Genomic DNA, 17,918 nt, shown 5'->3' with positions numbered 1-17,918 from the left:
CTCTAGCCTTTGCTTATCATTGGCTGAAGCTTTGAATGTTCAACACAACCTAATGAGGCATTGTTTATTGTTAAACACTCGCCCAGTTTTCAGCCAGCTGTGGGTTGTTATCTTTTAAGGCGTTAAGCCATTCAAGATGCGCCTGCTCAGCATCACTACTCGCCAAAAAGCGCTTGATAGTCGTGCTAAAACGCTGATGCTCAGTCGCACCGCCGACACCGCCGCCGACATCATCATCAATCGCCAACGCAACCTGTCCGCCTGTCATCGCCAGATACACTTCCGCTAAAATCTCGGCATCGAGTAACGCCCCGTGGAAGGTACGGTCTTGTTTACCGACATTGAGACGTTTAACCAGCGCATCCAAGGTATTGCGCTGCCCTGCGAACATGCGCTTGGCGATGGCAAGGCTGTCTGTCACGGTGACGGTTTGATTGATATCAGGCAAGCCAAGTCGCGCAAACTCAGCTTGCAAAAAGCTCATGTCAAACCCCGCATTATGCGCGATAAGTTCTGCGCCTTGCAAAAAATCATAAATCGCTTCACCAACTTGCTCAAACACGGGCATATCATTTAAAAACACATTGTGAATGCCATGAACGCGAATGACTTCCTCACCCATCTCAATTTTTGGGTTGATATAGACATGCAGTTTTTCACCGGTAAAACGTCGATTAATCATCTCAACGATACCGACCTCAATGATACGGTCACCATTTTGCGCTTCAAACCCTGTGGTCTCAGTATCGAGAATCAGCTGGCGATTGGCAGTCCCTTTGTGTTTGGCGATGGGCAATAAAGGTATAAAAGTCGGGTTGGGCTGGCTGGTAATACCATTAAACACGGGACGCTGAGCAATCAAGCTGTCATGTTGCGCGACAAATTGCCCTTGCGGATTGGTGAACACCGCAAAATGTGGGTTAGCACTGGTTGGCAAGTGAGTTGCCTGTCCCCCGAACGATGACCGAGTTGATACATCGACACTTTGAGTATGGCTAGCTTGAGCATGGCTGGTTTGGGTAGTGCTTGTTTGAATAGTGTTTATGTGAATAGTGCTTGGGGTTGGCTCACCGTCGAGTGCCTGCAAAAAGATATCCCCCATCATCTCACTGTCTGCAAACTCCATGTCTTGTGCGTCATCAAAAGACGTATCGCTAAAATCGCGGGTTAACGCTGAGTGAGTGAGGACTGGGTTGTTATCGGTTGACATTGGGTTCATGGGCGGGTCTTTTTTTTTATCATCAAAATCAGGGTTTTTATCACTAAAATCCGATTTAACATCTAAATCAGTGGTAGGATTGGGTGGGTTTTTAATCACTTTGTTAAAGCTTTTGGGTAGTTGGTCAATGCCTTGGTTTGCAAGCTTATCGGCATATTCATTGCCATCATGACCGGCATGTCCTTTGACCCATTGCCAGTCAATTTGTCGCTGCTCGCACAGCCCATCAAGTCGCTGCCATAATTCCACATTTTTGACATTTTTCCAATGTTTCTTTTTCCACCCTGCCAGCCATTCGCTGATGCCTTTGATGACATAGCTAGAGTCTGACCAGATTTGAATCGGTAACGCTTTTGGGCTGTTTTCCAGTGCCGCAATCGCACCCATCAGCTCCATGCGGTTGTTGGTGGTATGCGCCTCACCCCCGCAAATATCAATTTGCTCACCCGTCGGTAAAATCACCACAGCGCCAAAGCCACCTTTACCAGGATTGCCACGGCAGGCGCCATCAGTGTAAGCAACGGTTTGACCCACAAGGGGCGTTAAGGCATGATTTGACATAGATAACAACCCATATGAAACAGCAAAACAATCAAAAAAACAGCTCTCAGTATAAGAAAAAAAAGCATAAAAAGCCATGCCAAAACGTCTATAATAACCGCTTATAGTTGCTATCTGTTGGTTGTAAAGGACGTCTATGCAAAAAAAATCTCGTGCGCTCGTGTCACCTGTGTTGACCAAGGTGGGTATGGCTATGGTCTGTGCGATAAGCCTAAATTTGGTGGCTTGTAACAAGCCCCAATCCCCTGCAACCACTAGCGGCGATGGCGCAAAACAGTCGCCAGCACTATCACAACCTGCCGCTAGCGATGATGTGTTTGTGGGCTGTTACACAGTCAGCCATACAGAACCTGCCCAAATCAAAATTATCAAAAATGGTGACAACTATGCCATGCAAATGCGCGAGTTTAACGACCCCAGCAAAAACTGGGACAAGCCAGAAGCCATGCAAGTCATCGCCACTGACAGCCCAGATATACAAAAATACTTTGACATCAAAGCCGATGAACATCAATACTTAGAAAAAGTCATCGCTCGCCCCGACCGCGTGTTTGTCCTTGCCAAAATCACCGATAGTTTTGCAAGCCTAAACCCGCAATTTGACAGCCCGTATCTGGGTTATATTTACAAAGGTAGTAATACGGTCTATAAAGTGGCATGCGAGCAAACCACCAAACTTTAATGACCTGAGTTGTTGCTTGATTTGATGAGCTTGGTTTGATGCGTGAGTTAATACATCTCATCCAAATTTTAACCGCAAACGATTGATAGAGAATAAGCGATGAATTTTTTTGCATGGTTAGTGCTGGGCTTGGTGGCATACACTAGTGGCTTTAGTATCCGTCATTTTCGATACAAAGGCTCCTCCATCCCAAATGATAAAAAATGGCAATACGTGGCGATTTTCTTTGTGATCGCGCTCGTGATCTTTGCGCTATTGAACTTATATGTCATGCACAAAGCTGCGCTTGATATGATGTTTGTGTTGGTATCGAGTTTGGTGGCGACAGGGGTTTTTTATTATGGTATCTCGGCAGATACCAACAACAAGATGAACATACCTGATTAAACATACCCGATTAGTTGAACCATGATTTTTTGCAAGTCGATGAATTTGTTTGGATAATAAAATGTCTCAAAAAATGGCGAATACTCACGCCCACATGACTACCACCCACTTGGCTGGCTTGACGCGGCGCCGACTGCTAAAGACAGGCATAGCGCTATCGGCAGCGACGGTAACGGGTGCAAAAGCGGATTTGACCATAGGCGGGCAAGTGATTAGCCAACCTTCACAGCGCTATGGGACAAACAATGATGCTGATAACATGGCTTTTGGCGAGCCTAGCGCTATGCTCAATGGCAATACGCCCATGGAAACAATGCCCATCAATCCCCAATGGCCCCAATGGGACTTTGCGACCATCAAAGCCAATTGTGAAGCGCTCAAAGGTCGCGGTGTCCACCTCCATCTGGTAGCGCCATCGGGATTTGGCAGTGATGAACAGCGTAACTTACTAGCGATTCACCGACTCACCCAAGCCGGATTTTATATCGACAATCCAGAAGTGATTAGTCGCCGTTATCTGCGCTTTGCAGGTTCAGACAGTGAGCGCTTGGGCGATATTACCGCGTTACTCAATCGACCTGTACACCAATTGCCTAAAATATTACTCGGCGTGCGTGGCGGCTATGGCGCGATGCGTTTGCTCAACAAACTAAGTGATCAGCAGTGGCGAATGCTGACGCAAAAACTCAAAGAGCGCGGCACACTACTGATGGGATTTAGTGATTTTACTGCGTTGCAGCTTGCCATGTACGCCAAAGGTCATTTCCCGTATGTAGCAGGTGCAATGCTCAGTAGTGACTTTGGCAAAACAGTGGTAAATACCGATACCATCCAAAGTTTTATCAACCTTTGCACCCAAAACCAGCTACGTATCCAAGTGCCAGAAACTCAGCTGTATCGTGACACTGCGCGTCCTTTGGCTAAGCCAATAAAAGGCACCTTATGGGGCGGTAATCTTAGCGTGTTATCTGCAATGGTGGGCACGCCGTATATGCCAAATGTCGACAATGGGATTTTGTTTTTGGAAGATACGGGTGAGCAGCCGTACCGTATCGAGCGTATGCTACAAACCTTGGTGTTATCAGGGATTGTGGCAAAACAGCAAGCGATTGTGCTGGGCAAATTTAATTTTAGCGGCATCAATGATGCTTACAATGGCGATTACACCTTTGATACCGTCATCCGTACTATCCAACAAGCGACAGGGCGACCTATCTACACCGATTTTCCATTTGGGCATGTAGCAAGACGCATTAATTTTCCGTTAGGTGTGCCTGTCACACTTGACAATGTGGGTAGTGGTTATCAAGCGACGTTTAACCAGTTTTATCATCTTAAAACCGATACAAACTTTGGCAATTTGGACTTAACTAAATTATTAATCTAACGTATTATTGATCAAGCGGGGTCTTATGTAGGTTAGTTAAAACCTGTTTGTATGCTACCAAAACAGGTTTATTTAACACATATTCTTTGACTTTTTTGACTATCCAATCCCGCTAGAAAATCCGATTGTTGTCATGCGTTTTGGCAAATTTGGCGATATTGGCTTCGATATTTTTAGCGATATTGAGATAATAGTCGGCAAATTCATCGCCTGCGCCTTGATTGGCAATGACGGACGGCTCGCCCTTATCGGCTTGCTCGCGGATGCCTTTTGCCAGTGGTAATTGCCCCAGTAGTGGCACTTGATACTGTGCTGCCATTTTATCACCGCCGCCTTCGCCAAAAATCGCTTCAGTATGCCCACAGCTACTACAAGTATGCAGCGCCATATTTTCTACCACGCCCAGCACAGGGATATGGGTTTTGCGAAACATCTCAATGCCTTTTTGCGCATCTAGCAAGGCGATATGCTGCGGTGTGGTCACAATCACCGCACCGGTCACAGGAATACGCTGGGCAAGCGTCAACTGGATATCCCCTGTCCCAGGTGGCATATCAATCACCAAATAATCTAGGTTTGGCCAGTTGGTTTGATTGTAAAGCTGCATCAGTGCGCCTGTGGCTTTGGCACCGCGCCAAGCAATCGGGGTGGTGTCATCACTCAACAAGCTACCGATAGATAGCATCGGCATGCCTTGCGCGGCAATCGGTACGAATTGCTCATGCTCGAGCTGCGGCTGCTGACCTGCCACGCCAAGCATACTTGGAATACTCGGGCCATAGATATCCGCATCCAACACGCCCACGCGTTTGCCCAGTTTTTGCAGCGCTAAGGCGATATTCACTGTCGTCGTCGATTTGCCAACGCCGCCTTTACCCGAAGCCACCACAATAATATGCTCGATACGTGGATGCGGTGTTAATTCTGCTTGGGTGGTGGCTTTTTTGGCAATCGCAGGTTCAGGTGTTTCTGTGACTAATTTGTCACTTCGTGGCGCGGCCTGAGTGACAGGTGGCATGGCATTGGTGGTTTTGGGTAGGGTTGAGCCACTACCTTTGGTCGTGGTTTTTGGCGCGGTAGTGCTGTCAAACAAGGTAATATTCATATTCACTTCACTGACCCCATGGATATGCAGCTTTTGGCTCAAATCATGATGAATTTGTTCAGGATTGCAATCATCGGGCAAGCGCAAATCCAATGTCAGACTATTACCTTGCTGTTTAACTCCTCTGACATACTGGCGAATTGGCTGGTTATTGACGCGGTAGTCATCCAATAACTGATTAAGCGTGGACTCATCCACTGTTGCCACGGTTTTTGGTTTGATAAAGTTGAACATGATAGTTGCTTACCCCAATGTTGTTATTTTAACGATTTTAACCACTGTTAAGTGGGGTTCATTGCTAATTTTTACAGAGACAGATTGAACATATCTGTGTGAAAAGTAATTTTTCTTGTTTGATTGATGCCCATTGGTTGGGAAATGATGCGATTTAAGCTATCATACAGCAATAATGACATTTTTTTAAACAAATCAATAACAGGTGTATTGTGAGAAAAATTTTAGTTACTAGCGCCCTACCGTATGCCAATGGTCCGATTCATTTGGGGCATTTGCTTGAACATATACAAACCGACATTTGGGTGCGTGCCATGAAAGCGATGGGGCATCGGGTCACTTATGTCTGCGCTGATGATGCCCACGGCACTGCTATCATGATGAAAGCTGGAGAGATAGGTGTTAGCCCTGAGAGTTTTATTGCTGATGTCAAAGCCTCGCATGAAAAGGACTTTGCGGGATTTTTAATTGATTATGATAACTACTACTCAACCCACAGCCCTGAGAATGAGCATTACTCTCAGCTGATTTATAATCGCTTGTATGAAAACGGTCATATCTCGCACAAAGCAGTTGAACAACTGTATGACCCAGAAAAAGGCTTGTTTTTGGCAGACCGTTTTGTCAAAGGCGAATGCCCAAAATGCGGCGCAAAAGACCAATACGGCGACAACTGCGAAGTCTGCGGCACGACCTATAATGCCACCGAACTCAAAAATCCTTACTCAACGCTTTCAGGTGCAACGCCTGTTTTAAAATCATCCATCCATTATTTCTTTAACCTGCCAAACTTTAGCGAATTTTTGCAAAATTGGACGCGTAAAGAAGGTCGCCTGCAAACCTCTATCGCCAACAAATTACAAGAATGGTTTGATGCAGGTCTTGCCAACTGGGATATCAGCCGCGATGCGCCGTATTTTGGCTTTAAAATCCCAAACACCCCAGCCAGTGAACCCGACAAGTACTTTTATGTGTGGCTCGATGCGCCTGTCGGTTATATGGCAAGTTTCAAAAACTTGTGCGACCAACAAGGTGCGCATTTAGGCTTAAATTTTGATGACTATTGGTCAAAAGAAAATCATAACAACACCGAAGTTTATCACTTTATCGGTAAAGATATTGTGTATTTCCACGCCCTGTTTTGGCCAGCTATGCTTGAAGGCGCAGGATTTAGAACCCCCACTGCGATCAACGCGCATGGTTTCTTGACCGTCAATGGCGAGAAAATGAGTAAATCTCGCGGCACCTTTATCAAAGCTGATACTTACTTACAAAACCTTGACCCTGAATACTTGCGTTACTACTTTGCTAGCAAATTATCAGCCAGTGTCGAAGATATCAATCTGGATCTTGAAGATTTCATGCAAAAAGTCAATTCAGACTTGGTGGGTAAAGTCGTCAATATCGCCAGCCGCTGTGCAGGATTTATCCATAAAAATCACGGTAGCAAACTGGCACTAACAATCAGCGAGCCTGCTTTGGTACAACAAATCATTGATGCCGGCGAAGACATCGCTGCTGCTTATGAAGCGCGCGAATTTAGCAAAGCCATGCGTCTGATTATGGCGTGCGCAGACAAAGCCAATGAGTACATCGATGACAAAAAACCGTGGGCACTCAACAAAGTAGACGGTCAACAAGCTGAAGTACAAGCGGTGTGTACCGTCGCGCTTAATATCTTCCGTCAATTGGTGGTTTATCTTGCCCCTGTATTACCATTGATGTGTGAAAAAGCACGAATTTTTCTCAATGTTGACAGCCTAGATTTTGATAGCCGTCATGCGTTATTGGTCGGGCATACCATCAACGCCTTTACCCCATTGATGCAGCGGGTTGACAAAGATAAAGTTGCTGCGATGATAGACGCCTCAAAAGAAGATTTAAACAAGCAGCCTGCTATCGCCAATCAACCAGCAACTGGACAATCTGGCGCGAGCAACACCAAAGCCGCCGCTAGCGAACAACCCACTGGCGATACCGCATTGATTGGTATCGATGACTTTGCCAAAGTCACGATGACCGTAGCAAAAGTGCTAGCCTGCAATAACGTGGAAGGTGCAGATAAATTGCTGCAATTTACCCTAGATGTGGGTGAGACAGATGCGCAGGGCAATGTGAAAACGCGCAATGTGTTTAGCGGTATCGCCAAATTTTATAACCCTGAACAATTGGTGGGCAAAACTGTGGTCTGCGTCACCAACCTTGCGCCACGAAAAATGAAGTTTGGTATTTCTGAAGGTATGATTTTATCGGCTGAAAAATCCGGTCAATTGACGATTGTTACTTTAGATGACCATATCCCTGCGGGCGCAACCCTTGCTTAATGGGCTTAACTGGGGTTAATAGCCATCATTTGAAACATTTTTGTCAAAATATAAAAAAACCGCTGGTAATTACCAGCGGTTTTTTTATTAAGCTATCCTAAATATCAAAAAATCAATAATGTCGCACGATTAACGTTCGCCTTTGCTCACACTGATGCGAACGGGTATAGATTTTCGATTGGCTCTAACTGGATTAGCTGCCTTATTATATTGGCAATAATGGGGTGTTTCAGCCGAAGGTAGAATAGCACCAACTACTAATACGCCTGCCATCAAGTTTGATGAGTTCATATAGCCTCCTTGTTGAGTTAGTGTACGATGATTCCATCTGTGAATCATTTACCTTTACTAAGCACAGACACGTTTAACTTAATCAACGCTGCAACGAATCGTTTAAAAAAGATAAATAATGCTGCGAGTAGAAGTTCTATTCTAAAAGATATCGAAAAATTTTCATACCATTTTATTATGACAATTTCATGAAATATTCAATAATATTTATATTTTATGTTTCAATTAAGGACTTTATGTAATTAAGCATAATCATATGGTGGTATTCATGACAGGTTTTGTTAATAAGCTACTGTTTATCAAAGCGTTTATCAAAACTTCTAATCCATAAAAACTTAGCCATAGTTGCAAGCTTTTATTTATGTTATAGTAAACTAGTACATTGAAATGATATACTCGACTCACAAAACAAGTTTGATTATTGGGGAATACTATGTTGTCAACCACACACGGTCAATTGTCCGCTATCTGCGCCATTGTTGGATTATCTTTAGCCGCCTGCTCACCTCAGAAACCATCCCCGCAAGCTTCTACGGATACGGCTAGCAAACCTTCAGCCACTGCCAGCCAAAAACCCAATAAAACCATCGCCATTTCTGCGATTGTGGCACACCCATCGCTTGATGCCATTCGCCAAGGTATCATTGATGAATTGGCTGCTGAAGGGTATGTAAAAGGGCAAAATCTAACCGTAAATTTTCAGTCAGCACAAGGCAATACAGCAACGGCAGGACAAATATCCAAGCAATTTGTCGCTGATAAACCTGATGCCATCGTGGCAATCTCCACCCCTACTGCCCAGTCGTTGGCTGCCGCTAGCAAAGAGATACCGATTGTTTATACAGCAGTGTCAGATCCTGTGGCTGCCAAACTTATTACTCAACAAAACACCCCGACTCAGCCCAACATCACAGGTTTATCCAGCCAATTACCGCTAGCACCGCAGCTCGACTTTATGCAAAAAATCATGCCGTCAGCCAAATCCATTGGCTATGTGTTTAGCGCAGGTGAGATGAATTCGGTGGCGCTGCGAAATAAACTCACCATTGCGCTACCACAGCGCGGCATGGAATTAGTGGATATCCCAGCCAACCGTCCGACTGATATTGCCATGGCAACTAATAGTCTTGGCGGCAAAGCCCAGTTGATTTATACCTCAATGGACAATAATGTGGCGTCGGCATTTGAATCAATGGTGCAATCAGCCAATGCATTAAAACTTCCCATCATCGCCTCCGATGAGTTTAGCGTCCGCCGCGGTGCTACGGCAGCACTCGGTGTCAATGATTATGACTTTGGACGTACCACAGGCAAAATGGTAGGCAAAATTTTGGATGGCACACCTGTTAACCAAGTTAAACCCGAAGTCATGAACCAATCAACTTTATACGTGAGCCCAAAACATGCACAAGCCCAAGGCTTAACACTAAATCCTGAACTACTAAAAGGTGCGATTAACGTTGATACCACACCCGAGCGAAAAATTGACAAATAATCGCCATGGGTAAATAAGAAAAAACCCGCCTAACTAAATAGACGGGTTGTTCAAACTGGGCACTGAAATGATGCCTTATTTAAAGCACATTTAAAAATTTAAAGCACATTTAAAATAACACGTGTCGCTTCAAGAACATCAAGTACGCGGTTGTCAACACGTAGGCGCACTTCACCTGGACGCGGGCGACTGATAACTTTTGCCTGGCGATAAGCATTGTTATTTAACACATAGACATTACGGTCATTATATCGCTTGACGCTGTAATAACGACTATCTAGTTTTTTTGCCCAGCCTGGTGGTACCGCTTTACCACGTGCGACATTTTTTTGTAGACCTGGGGGTAATTGGCGATACTGATCGTGGGTTAGGTAGCGACCACTACGACTATCGTAGTATCGATTATCACCTCTGTCGCGGTCTCTATCATGTTTTGTGCTGTAGCGTTGGTTTTCTTTGCGGTCATCTTTATAGTGTTGCTGTTGCTGTTGCTGTTTCCAGTTTCTAGCTTGTTTGTCTTGATATCTGCCATGACCAGGATCTGCAAAAACAGTGGATGAAGCCATGAATGAGCCTGCTAAAAGTAAGCTAGTTAATAACGTCGATTTTTTCATTGTCATACACCTTTATCTGTACCTTTATATGTACGCTGGATAAGTAATTTTATATGAGGCTATATTATGAAATTAAAATGTAACTTAATATGACAATGCTGTGGTGATTTTCTTTCTACTTAAAAACAATGCGCTATGACTTATTAGTTAGCTTATGACTTAGCGAATTATTATTAAAAAATGATACGTTAACGAAATAAGGCAGATTTTTATATTATATGAATTTATCAGATAATGCCTTTTTAACCAGTTACCCAAAGCTTTAATCATGGTTGGCAAACTTGCCTAATACATATAACGCTATGCGACTGCAAGATTAGCTGATAAAATGTAAATAATGTTTAACAATGATGTATGACATTGTTATTAAAGTGTAAGATTTTCCTTTTTCAGATTTACCTTTTTATTACCTTTTTAATTGTTACCCTATGGATGGGTTTTTGGAGTGATATATGTTGAACGCTACATTTGGTGTTTCTCGTTTGACCAAAGCAATGATGCTAGGTGGAATTTGTATGGCAAGCCTGATGGGTTGCAGCCAATCTAACAATAAAACAGCTGATGCCAGTACTGCAAGCACAGCAAGCGCAACGACAGCTGCATCAGGCGATACCAAGTCTGTTGCTATCACGGCAATCGTTGAGCACCCCGCATTAGATGCCGTTCGTCAAGGTGTGATTGAAGAGCTTGGCAACGAAGGCTTTAAAGAAGGTCAAAACCTAAAAGTAAATTTCCAATCAGCCCAAGGCAATACGGCGACTGCCGGTCAGATTGCCAAACAATTTGCCGCGGATAAACCCGATGCCATCGTTGCCATTTCTACCCCATCGGCGCAATCCGTCATTGCAGCGACCAACTCAATTCCTGTCATTTTCTCTGCAGTTACCGACCCGGTCCAAGCGAAACTGATAAAATCTTGGGAAGCCTCTGGCACCAACGTGACAGGCGCATCAGACATGTTGCCACTTGAGCCACAGATTGAGCTGATGAAAAAAGTCGTACCAAATCTCAAATCAGTCGGCTATGTATACAGCCCAGGCGAAGTCAACTCAACCGTGGTACTCAAAGAGCTTGAAGCAAAATTTAAACCGATGGGCATTAGCATCGTTGCAGCACCTGCACAGCGCACTACCGATATTCCCCAAGCGACTCGCGGTCTACAAGGTAAGGTTCAGCTCATCTATACCTCACTTGACAACAACGTGGTATCCGCCTATGAGTCGCTTTACCAAGCGGCTAAAGAAATCAAAGTGCCCCTAGTAGCGTCTGATACTGACTCTGTTGCCCGTGGTGCAGTCGCGGCAATGGGTATCAACTACAAAGACTTAGGCATCGAAACAGGTAAAATCGTCGGACGCGTCCTAAAAGGCGAAAAACCAGGTACCATCAAGCCTATCACGATGAATAAGCTTGACTTATACCTTAGCCCAAAACACGCGCAAGAAGTCGGTATTACGCTGCCTCAAGATTTAATTAGTCAGGCAGCCCAAGTAGAGCCTGCGCCAAAAGCTAAACAGTAAATCTTTTGTTAGTTTTAGCCGTTTTAATGTGATTGCAAATTTAATTTCCCAGTGGCAACTAAAGTTTCAAAACGCGTATTTGTACTTTAGTCGCATTGCGCTTAATGCCACTTGGTTTACCTTAACACCTGACTGCTTGTTGAATTAACAAGCGGTCTTTACTTTTTTGTGTGAACAGTTATGTCGTTACTTGCTTTATTTGGTGCCCTAGAAAGTGGTCTAATCTATGCGTTAGTGGCTTTGGGCGTATACATTTCATTTCGGGTGTTAGATTTTCCAGATTTGACCGCGGATGGTAGTTTTCCCTTAGGCGGTGCTGTCGCCGGTGTGGCAATCATCGCGGATGTCAACCCTTGGCTGGCTTGTATCTTTGGTATGCTTGCGGGCGGTATTGCAGGTTTGGTAACGGCTTGGCTACATGTCAAACTTGGTATTTTACAGTTGCTCTCAAGTATTTTAGTGATGGTAGCCCTGTATGCCGTCAATTTGCGCATTATGCAAGCGCCAAACTTGCCATTGCTCGGTGAGCCAACGATATTTGGCGAACTGGTAACCGATAGTAACGGCTATTGGATGCGCTGTGTGGTCATTGGTGGTGTGGTGCTTGCTGCCAAATTATTCCTAGATTGGTTCTTTAGCACTGAGATGGGCTTGGCAATGCGGGCAACTGGCTCTAACCTTAGAATGTCACAAGCACAAGGGATTGCCACTTCTCGAAGTATCTTGCTTGGGATGGCGATTTCTAACGGACTGATTGCGCTTGCTGGTGCGATTTTTGTGCAAACCCAAGGCGGTGCCGATATTTCCATTGGTGTTGGTACCATTGTGATTGGTCTTGCCGCCGTTATCATTGGTGAAACCATCATCCCTGCCAAAAAAATGCTGTGGATTACCCTATCGGCTATTGTCGGGGCGATTCTTTATAAATTCTTTATCCAAATTGCGTTGTCAAATGATACCTTACGTGCGATTGGTTTTGGTCCTCAAGATGTTAACTTAGTCACCGCACTACTGGTGGTGATTGCTTTAATCCTGCCAAAAATCAAATCAAAAATTTTGAGCAATCGCCATAAGCATGCTGCTTAACTTGGCATCAAATAATTGATTTTAACTTTGGCACTTAACAACTTATAGAGTAAAAGTAAAGTAAAAGGACAATGCCTTATGATGAACGCAGACAACCTACGATTGACCTTCAATCCTGGTACGCCCATTGAAAACCCTGCCTTACGTGGTATCAGCCTGCGTATTGAAGCGGGTGAATTTGTCACGGTCATTGGTACCAACGGCGCAGGTAAGTCGACGTTTTTAAATGCCGTTGCTGGCACGATTCGGGTTGATAGCGGTAAAATTACCTTAAACAATATCGACGTCACCAAAAAATCCGCCCACCAACGGGCACACTGGGTAGCGCGCGTTTTTCAAGACCCAATGGCAGGTACTTGCGAAGCCTTAACCATTGAAGAAAACATGGCACTTGCTTACAAGCGTGGCGAATCTCGATTTTTAAAAGGCGCATTGAATCACAAAAACCGTGAAATTTTCCGTGAAAAACTGGCGATTTTAAAATTGGGGTTAGAGAATCGACTCACTGACCGTATGGGATTGTTATCAGGCGGGCAACGCCAAGCGGTTAGCCTATTAATGGCGTCCCTGCAGCCGTCGAAAATTTTACTACTCGATGAACACACGGCTGCCCTTGACCCAAAAACCGCCGCTTTCGTCTTGGAACTGACCGATAAAATCGTCCAAGAAAATAACCTCACCACCATGATGGTCACTCACTCCATGCAGCAAGCGCTCAATCACGGCACGCGCACCGTCATGCTACACCAAGGACAAGTGATACTAGACGTATCAGGCGATGAACGCAAAGGCATGACTGTTCACGATTTACTCAATATGTTTGAACGCACCCGCGGCGAAGTGGTAGAAGATGACAGCTTAATTTTAAGCTAACTTAACTGCGCCCAATCAAATACGGTGAGTTAAATAGGATGGCTTAAATAGAATAGGTTAAATAAACTCTAGCGCTTAACAAGATGAAGATGGATAACATAAGTTATCCATTTTTTTACACACAGTGATAGATTAATTGTTCATAATAACACTGGATAAGCAAGCAGTGACAATACTGCTATTTTCTCTAAATGTTAATTATAAAAAACAATAAACTTTGAGGTCACTATGTTTGATTTAAAATCGCTAGTTACAAAAGCTGTCGAAGACAAAACGTTAAATGTCAATGAATACATCTTTATGCCAGAGCGCGTGGATATGATGGTAAAAGATGGACGGCTAAGCTGCGTACTAAACACCAATGGTAAAGTTGATTTTATTTACCATAAAAGTGGTATCACCGAAGTACGTTCAGGTCTACGTAAAAGCCCGTTTACCTCGTTTCGCAATGAGCTTCACTATGGGGTGTATGATGATGTGGTGGATGAAGTGATTGAAGCAGTTGAGAAAATCATTGGCAGTCAATCCAAATACTTTAACTTTGCCGCAGATGCAGAATAAACAAGTGAATCATAAAAAAGCTGAAATGTTACTTTTCAGCTTTTTTATGTCTTTTATTTATAGATGATTAAAGGCGCTGTCAATCGCATCATCTAATCGCTCAACCGCAATGATTTTGAGACCGTGATATTGCTCTAATTGCGTTTTTGGGGCATTGGCTTTGGGTACAATCGCATGGGTAAAGCCATGTTTCACCGCTTCTTTTAGACGCTCTTGACCATTGGGCACAGGTCTGATTTCACCCGACAAGCCCACTTCACCAAATACCGCTAGGGTATAAGGTAAAGGCTTTTCCTTGATACTAGACGCACAAGCTAATAACACCGCCAAATCTGAGCCGGTTTCAAGCACCTTGACCCCGCCTACCACATTGACATACACATCTTGCCCATTGGTTTGGATACCGCCATGACGGTGCATGACTGCCAGCAACATGGCTAAGCGCTGATAATCTAAACCTAATGCCATGCGCCTAGGTTGTCCTTGCGATTCATCCACCAGCGCTTGTACTTCAACCAGTAGCGGTCTGGTACCTTCACGGCTAACCATTACCACTGAGCCTGCAATCGGTTTATCATAACGACTTAAAAATATCGCCGATGGATTCGCCACTTCTTTGAGTCCCGCATCCGTCATGGCAAAAATACCCAGTTCGTTGACCGCACCAAAACGATTTTTCACCGCACGAATCATTCGAAAACGGCTGTCCGACTGTCCTTCAAAATACAGTACCGCATCTACCATATGTTCTAGCACGCGAGGGCCTGCCAGCGCCCCTTCTTTAGTTACATGCCCGACCAAAAATAACGCTGTACCCGTTTGCTTGGCATAGCGCGTCAGAATCGCCGCTGATTCACGGATTTGACTGACACCGCCTGGCGCGGATTGGATGGCTTCGGTAAACAAAGTCTGAATTGAGTCAATGATAGCGACGGCTGGTTGCTCTTGGGTCAAGGCTTGGCAGATCATTTCAACATTGGTTTCTGCCAATACTTTTAAGTTGTTATTGGGTAGCCCCAAACGACTAGCCCGCATCGCCACTTGTGATAACGATTCTTCACCCGTAATGTACAGTGCACTTCCGGCTAGACTTTGATTTTCTGCCATATGAATCGCCGTCTGTAGCAAGATAGTGGATTTGCCAATACCAGGATCACCCCCAATCAGCACCACAGAACCTGCTACTAAGCCGCCGCCTAACACCCGATCAAACTCACCAACACCCGTTGGTAGCCTAGTATCGAGTGACATAGGCACGGCATTAAGTGGCATGACGCTCGATTGTTCGCCCGCGTAGTTGCTAGCTTTTTTGGTGACGGGTTTATGATGTGGCATGCTGACCGTCGGGGCTTCGACAAGGCTATTCCAGGCGCCACATTCGGCACATTGTCCCGACCATTTACCGAAGTTTGCGCCACATTGTTGGCACACGTAGGATGATTTTGATTTTGCCATAGATTCCAATTTGCAATGAAAAATTTAAAAATAAAGAAAAATTAAAGAATAAAGAAACTTAAAGCGTATTGGTGGTGGTGAGAGGGATAAACTATGCAATGAAATTAATACGATGACATTAATGCAATGAAATTAGGGATAGCGAGCTATGTTTGACACACCAGTGTTGACACGCAAGATTACTGTTATTTGCGACTATATTTATGGGCGACTAAGTCATAAATCCAGTAAAAAATAAACCCATATACCAAAATAAGTAAGGTCAACGAAATATCGAGCATAAACGCCTGCCATAGACCAATATTCATCACCCACATGACCAGTGGCAAGGTAAAGCCCAACAAGCCACCTTCAAAACCCACTATATGCAGTACCCTTAGCCATAGCGGTCGAGCCAGTTTTTCACCGGTAAAAAATTTATCAAATAGTAAGTTATAAATAAATGTCCAAATCATGGCGATGAGCGAAATGCCAATCAGCAGCGCCAATATACTTGAGTTATGCTGCGATTCACTACCCGTAAAGCCAAAAAAGCTGAGTAATTTTACCCAGCCTAATGATAGCAGTATGGCGATTGTCTCAAATAAAATCGCTTGCCAGATGCGCGCTTTGGTGGTCATCATGTTTTGCCTTGAACAATCTTACTAAACCCTGCTTGCTAGACCATGAAGTTTTCACCCAAGTAGACCTTACGTACCAACTCATTGTCTAAAATATGCTCTGGCGTGCCTGCCGCAATAATTTGTCCTTCACTGACAATATAGGCATGTTCACAGATAGCCAAAGTCTCACGCACGTTGTGATCGGTAATCAGCACGCCGATGCCGCGCTGTTTAAGCTTGATAATCACCTCTTTGATATCGCCTACCGAAATCGGGTCGACTCCCGCAAAAGGCTCGTCAAGCAAAATAAACTTGGGATTTGAGGCAAGGCTGCGGGCAATCTCACAGCGTCGGCGCTCACCGCCTGACACGCTCATCCCCAATGAGTGGCGCACATGACCCAAATTAAATTCCCCAATCAGCTGCTCAAGTTGCTGCTGCTGCCCCGCTTTATCCAAATCTGTGCGAGTCTGCAAAATCGATAAAATATTTTCTTCAACGGTTAATTTGCGAAAAATTGACGCTTCCTGCGGTAAGTAGCCAATGCCTGATGCAGCGCGCTCGTGCATGGACAATGCCGACAAATCTTGATTACCCAGCTGTATTTGCCCTTTGTCCATATTAACCAGACCAACGACCATATAAAAGCTGGTAGTCTTACCCGCCCCATTTGGACCGAGTAACCCAACCACTTGCCCTTGTTCTACGGAAAAAGACACATCTTTAACCACCCAACGCTTGCCATAGCGTTTGGCAAGGTGCTGCATGATTAGAGTCTGGTTGGCTTGCGGTTGCGACATAATAAATCCTAGAACTAAACAATGGCAATAAACAAAGCGAAAGCAAGTTAAAAAACACTAGCGATTGCGAACGCCCACACGGTTGCTCGCTTGTGGCGGAAACACCAGTTCAACACGTTGGTTATTCCCTGCTTTTGCCTCAATATCACCCACTTTTAGACTGTAATGGATGACATTGCCAGAAAAACTACCGCCATTTTGGGTCAAGCGCGCATTACCCGTGAGGGTGACCAGCCCTGTTTTGACATTGTAATCAATTCGATTCGCCTGACCTTTCGCCAAGCCCTTCTCTTGTGTCACAATTTGTTGGATAGTGGCAGGACGCCCTGTTGCGACTGCACTTTCGATAGCGCGGGTTGGCGTCAAATTGACGGTTAAATTATCCGCCACCATTTTTAGCGTGCCTTGGCTGATGGTGACGTTGCCTGTATAGCTTGTCACCCCAGAGCGCTCACTGTACGTCGCTTTATCTGCCAATAACCGAATCGGCTCATTGGCGTCTGATGGCAAGGCGTTTGCCACGTTCGATGCCGCAAGGATGCCAGCAACTAATACACCGCCAGCCATTATTAATTGTCGAGTCTTCACCACAATCATGTTAAACCTTTTATATAAAAATTTTAAAATCAACAATATAGATTAAATTAGCACCGAAGTTAAAGATTTTTGATACTCACTTAAATCCCGTCAACATCGCAACTGATTTGCTGTCTTAACAGTAG

Annotated in this window: 17 protein-coding genes; 9 read left to right on the top strand and 8 right to left on the bottom strand. The window is 44.6% G+C overall.

The features are described from left to right. Positions 1-70: 70 nt before the first annotated feature. Entirely contained in the window at positions 71-1,780 is a 1,710-nt protein-coding gene (gene dnaQ / locus RT064_RS05250; RefSeq protein ID WP_313062153.1) for a DNA polymerase III subunit epsilon, read from the bottom strand. Positions 1,781-1,916: 136 nt separating this feature from the next. Here dnaQ and RT064_RS05245 point away from each other — a divergent pair, with 136 nt between their 5' ends. The 3 genes from RT064_RS05245 to RT064_RS05235 all read left to right on the top strand — a co-directional run bounded on the left by RT064_RS05245 (position 1,917) and on the right by RT064_RS05235 (position 4,236). Continuing rightward, on the top strand, positions 1,917-2,462 hold the full coding sequence (locus tag RT064_RS05245; RefSeq protein WP_313062152.1) for a hypothetical protein: 546 nt from the start codon (positions 1,917-1,919) through the stop codon (positions 2,460-2,462). A 99-nt stretch (positions 2,463-2,561) separates the two neighbouring features. Further along, a complete protein-coding gene (locus tag RT064_RS05240; protein WP_313062150.1) occupies positions 2,562-2,849 on the top strand; it encodes a hypothetical protein in 288 nt (95 codons plus the stop codon). A gap of 61 nt (positions 2,850-2,910) precedes the next feature. Next, positions 2,911-4,236 (top strand): LD-carboxypeptidase, encoded by a 1,326-nt coding sequence (locus RT064_RS05235; RefSeq protein ID WP_313062149.1) that lies wholly within the window; start codon positions 2,911-2,913, stop codon positions 4,234-4,236. A gap of 112 nt (positions 4,237-4,348) precedes the next feature. Here RT064_RS05235 and apbC read toward each other — a convergent pair whose 3' ends face one another. Then, positions 4,349-5,575, bottom strand: coding sequence for an iron-sulfur cluster carrier protein ApbC (gene apbC / locus RT064_RS05230; protein ID WP_313062148.1), 1,227 nt, complete (start codon positions 5,573-5,575; stop codon positions 4,349-4,351). A 212-nt stretch (positions 5,576-5,787) separates the two neighbouring features. Between apbC and metG the strand changes: the two genes are divergently transcribed. After that, positions 5,788-7,899: a methionine--tRNA ligase gene (gene metG, locus RT064_RS05225; protein WP_313062146.1), complete on the top strand. Its 2,112-nt coding sequence runs from the start codon at positions 5,788-5,790 to the stop codon at positions 7,897-7,899. A gap of 129 nt (positions 7,900-8,028) precedes the next feature. Here metG and RT064_RS05220 read toward each other — a convergent pair whose 3' ends face one another. Beyond that, complete coding sequence (locus tag RT064_RS05220; protein WP_160002154.1) at positions 8,029-8,190, bottom strand: hypothetical protein; 162 nt, start codon at positions 8,188-8,190, stop codon at positions 8,029-8,031. A 433-nt stretch (positions 8,191-8,623) separates the two neighbouring features. Here RT064_RS05220 and RT064_RS05215 point away from each other — a divergent pair, with 433 nt between their 5' ends. After that, positions 8,624-9,685 carry an ABC transporter substrate-binding protein gene (locus RT064_RS05215; protein ID WP_313062142.1) on the top strand — a complete coding sequence of 354 codons (1,062 nt, stop codon included), beginning with the start codon at positions 8,624-8,626 and terminating at the stop codon, positions 9,683-9,685. A 98-nt stretch (positions 9,686-9,783) separates the two neighbouring features. On the opposite strand, the gene RT064_RS05210 is transcribed toward RT064_RS05215, so the two are convergent. Then, on the bottom strand, positions 9,784-10,299 hold the full coding sequence (locus RT064_RS05210) for a hypothetical protein (protein ID WP_313062140.1): 516 nt from the start codon (positions 10,297-10,299) through the stop codon (positions 9,784-9,786). Positions 10,300-10,826: 527 nt separating this feature from the next. On the opposite strand from RT064_RS05210, the gene RT064_RS05205 reads away from it, so the two are divergent. From RT064_RS05205 to RT064_RS05190, 4 genes are all read left to right on the top strand, one after another. After that, positions 10,827-11,819: an ABC transporter substrate-binding protein gene (locus RT064_RS05205; protein ID WP_409519532.1), complete on the top strand. Its 993-nt coding sequence runs from the start codon at positions 10,827-10,829 to the stop codon at positions 11,817-11,819. Between the two features lie 180 nt (positions 11,820-11,999). After that, positions 12,000-12,905 (top strand): ABC transporter permease, encoded by a 906-nt coding sequence (locus RT064_RS05200; protein WP_313062137.1) that lies wholly within the window; start codon positions 12,000-12,002, stop codon positions 12,903-12,905. A gap of 78 nt (positions 12,906-12,983) precedes the next feature. Next, complete coding sequence (locus RT064_RS05195) at positions 12,984-13,778, top strand: ABC transporter ATP-binding protein (protein ID WP_313062135.1); 795 nt, start codon at positions 12,984-12,986, stop codon at positions 13,776-13,778. A 228-nt stretch (positions 13,779-14,006) separates the two neighbouring features. Then, positions 14,007-14,339, top strand: a complete 333-nt coding sequence (locus RT064_RS05190) for a hypothetical protein (protein WP_007116343.1) — start codon at positions 14,007-14,009, stop codon at positions 14,337-14,339. A gap of 57 nt (positions 14,340-14,396) precedes the next feature. Here the strand turns inward: RT064_RS05190 and radA are convergent, their stop codons facing one another. The 4 genes from radA to lptA form a co-directional block, all read right to left on the bottom strand. Further along, positions 14,397-15,794 (bottom strand): DNA repair protein RadA, encoded by a 1,398-nt coding sequence (radA, locus tag RT064_RS05185; protein WP_313062133.1) that lies wholly within the window; start codon positions 15,792-15,794, stop codon positions 14,397-14,399. A 185-nt stretch (positions 15,795-15,979) separates the two neighbouring features. Further along, entirely contained in the window at positions 15,980-16,417 is a 438-nt protein-coding gene (locus tag RT064_RS05180) for a PACE efflux transporter (RefSeq protein WP_313062132.1), read from the bottom strand. 35 nt (positions 16,418-16,452) lie between these two features. Next, the gene (lptB, locus tag RT064_RS05175; RefSeq protein WP_099807795.1) at positions 16,453-17,196 is read right to left on the bottom strand and encodes an LPS export ABC transporter ATP-binding protein; all 744 of its coding nucleotides are present in this window, start codon (positions 17,194-17,196) and stop codon (positions 16,453-16,455) included. Positions 17,197-17,253: 57 nt separating this feature from the next. After that, complete coding sequence (gene lptA, locus RT064_RS05170; RefSeq protein ID WP_313062171.1) at positions 17,254-17,763, bottom strand: lipopolysaccharide transport periplasmic protein LptA; 510 nt, start codon at positions 17,761-17,763, stop codon at positions 17,254-17,256. Positions 17,764-17,918: the final 155 nt, after the last annotated feature.

Origin of the sequence: Moraxella sp. CTOTU49097, assembly GCF_032064105.1 — a bacterium.
Classification (GTDB): Bacteria; Pseudomonadota; Gammaproteobacteria; order Pseudomonadales; family Moraxellaceae; genus Faucicola; species Faucicola osloensis_B.
Note: the sequence above shows the minus strand (reverse complement) of the source record. Positions and strands in the feature narration are given on the sequence as shown.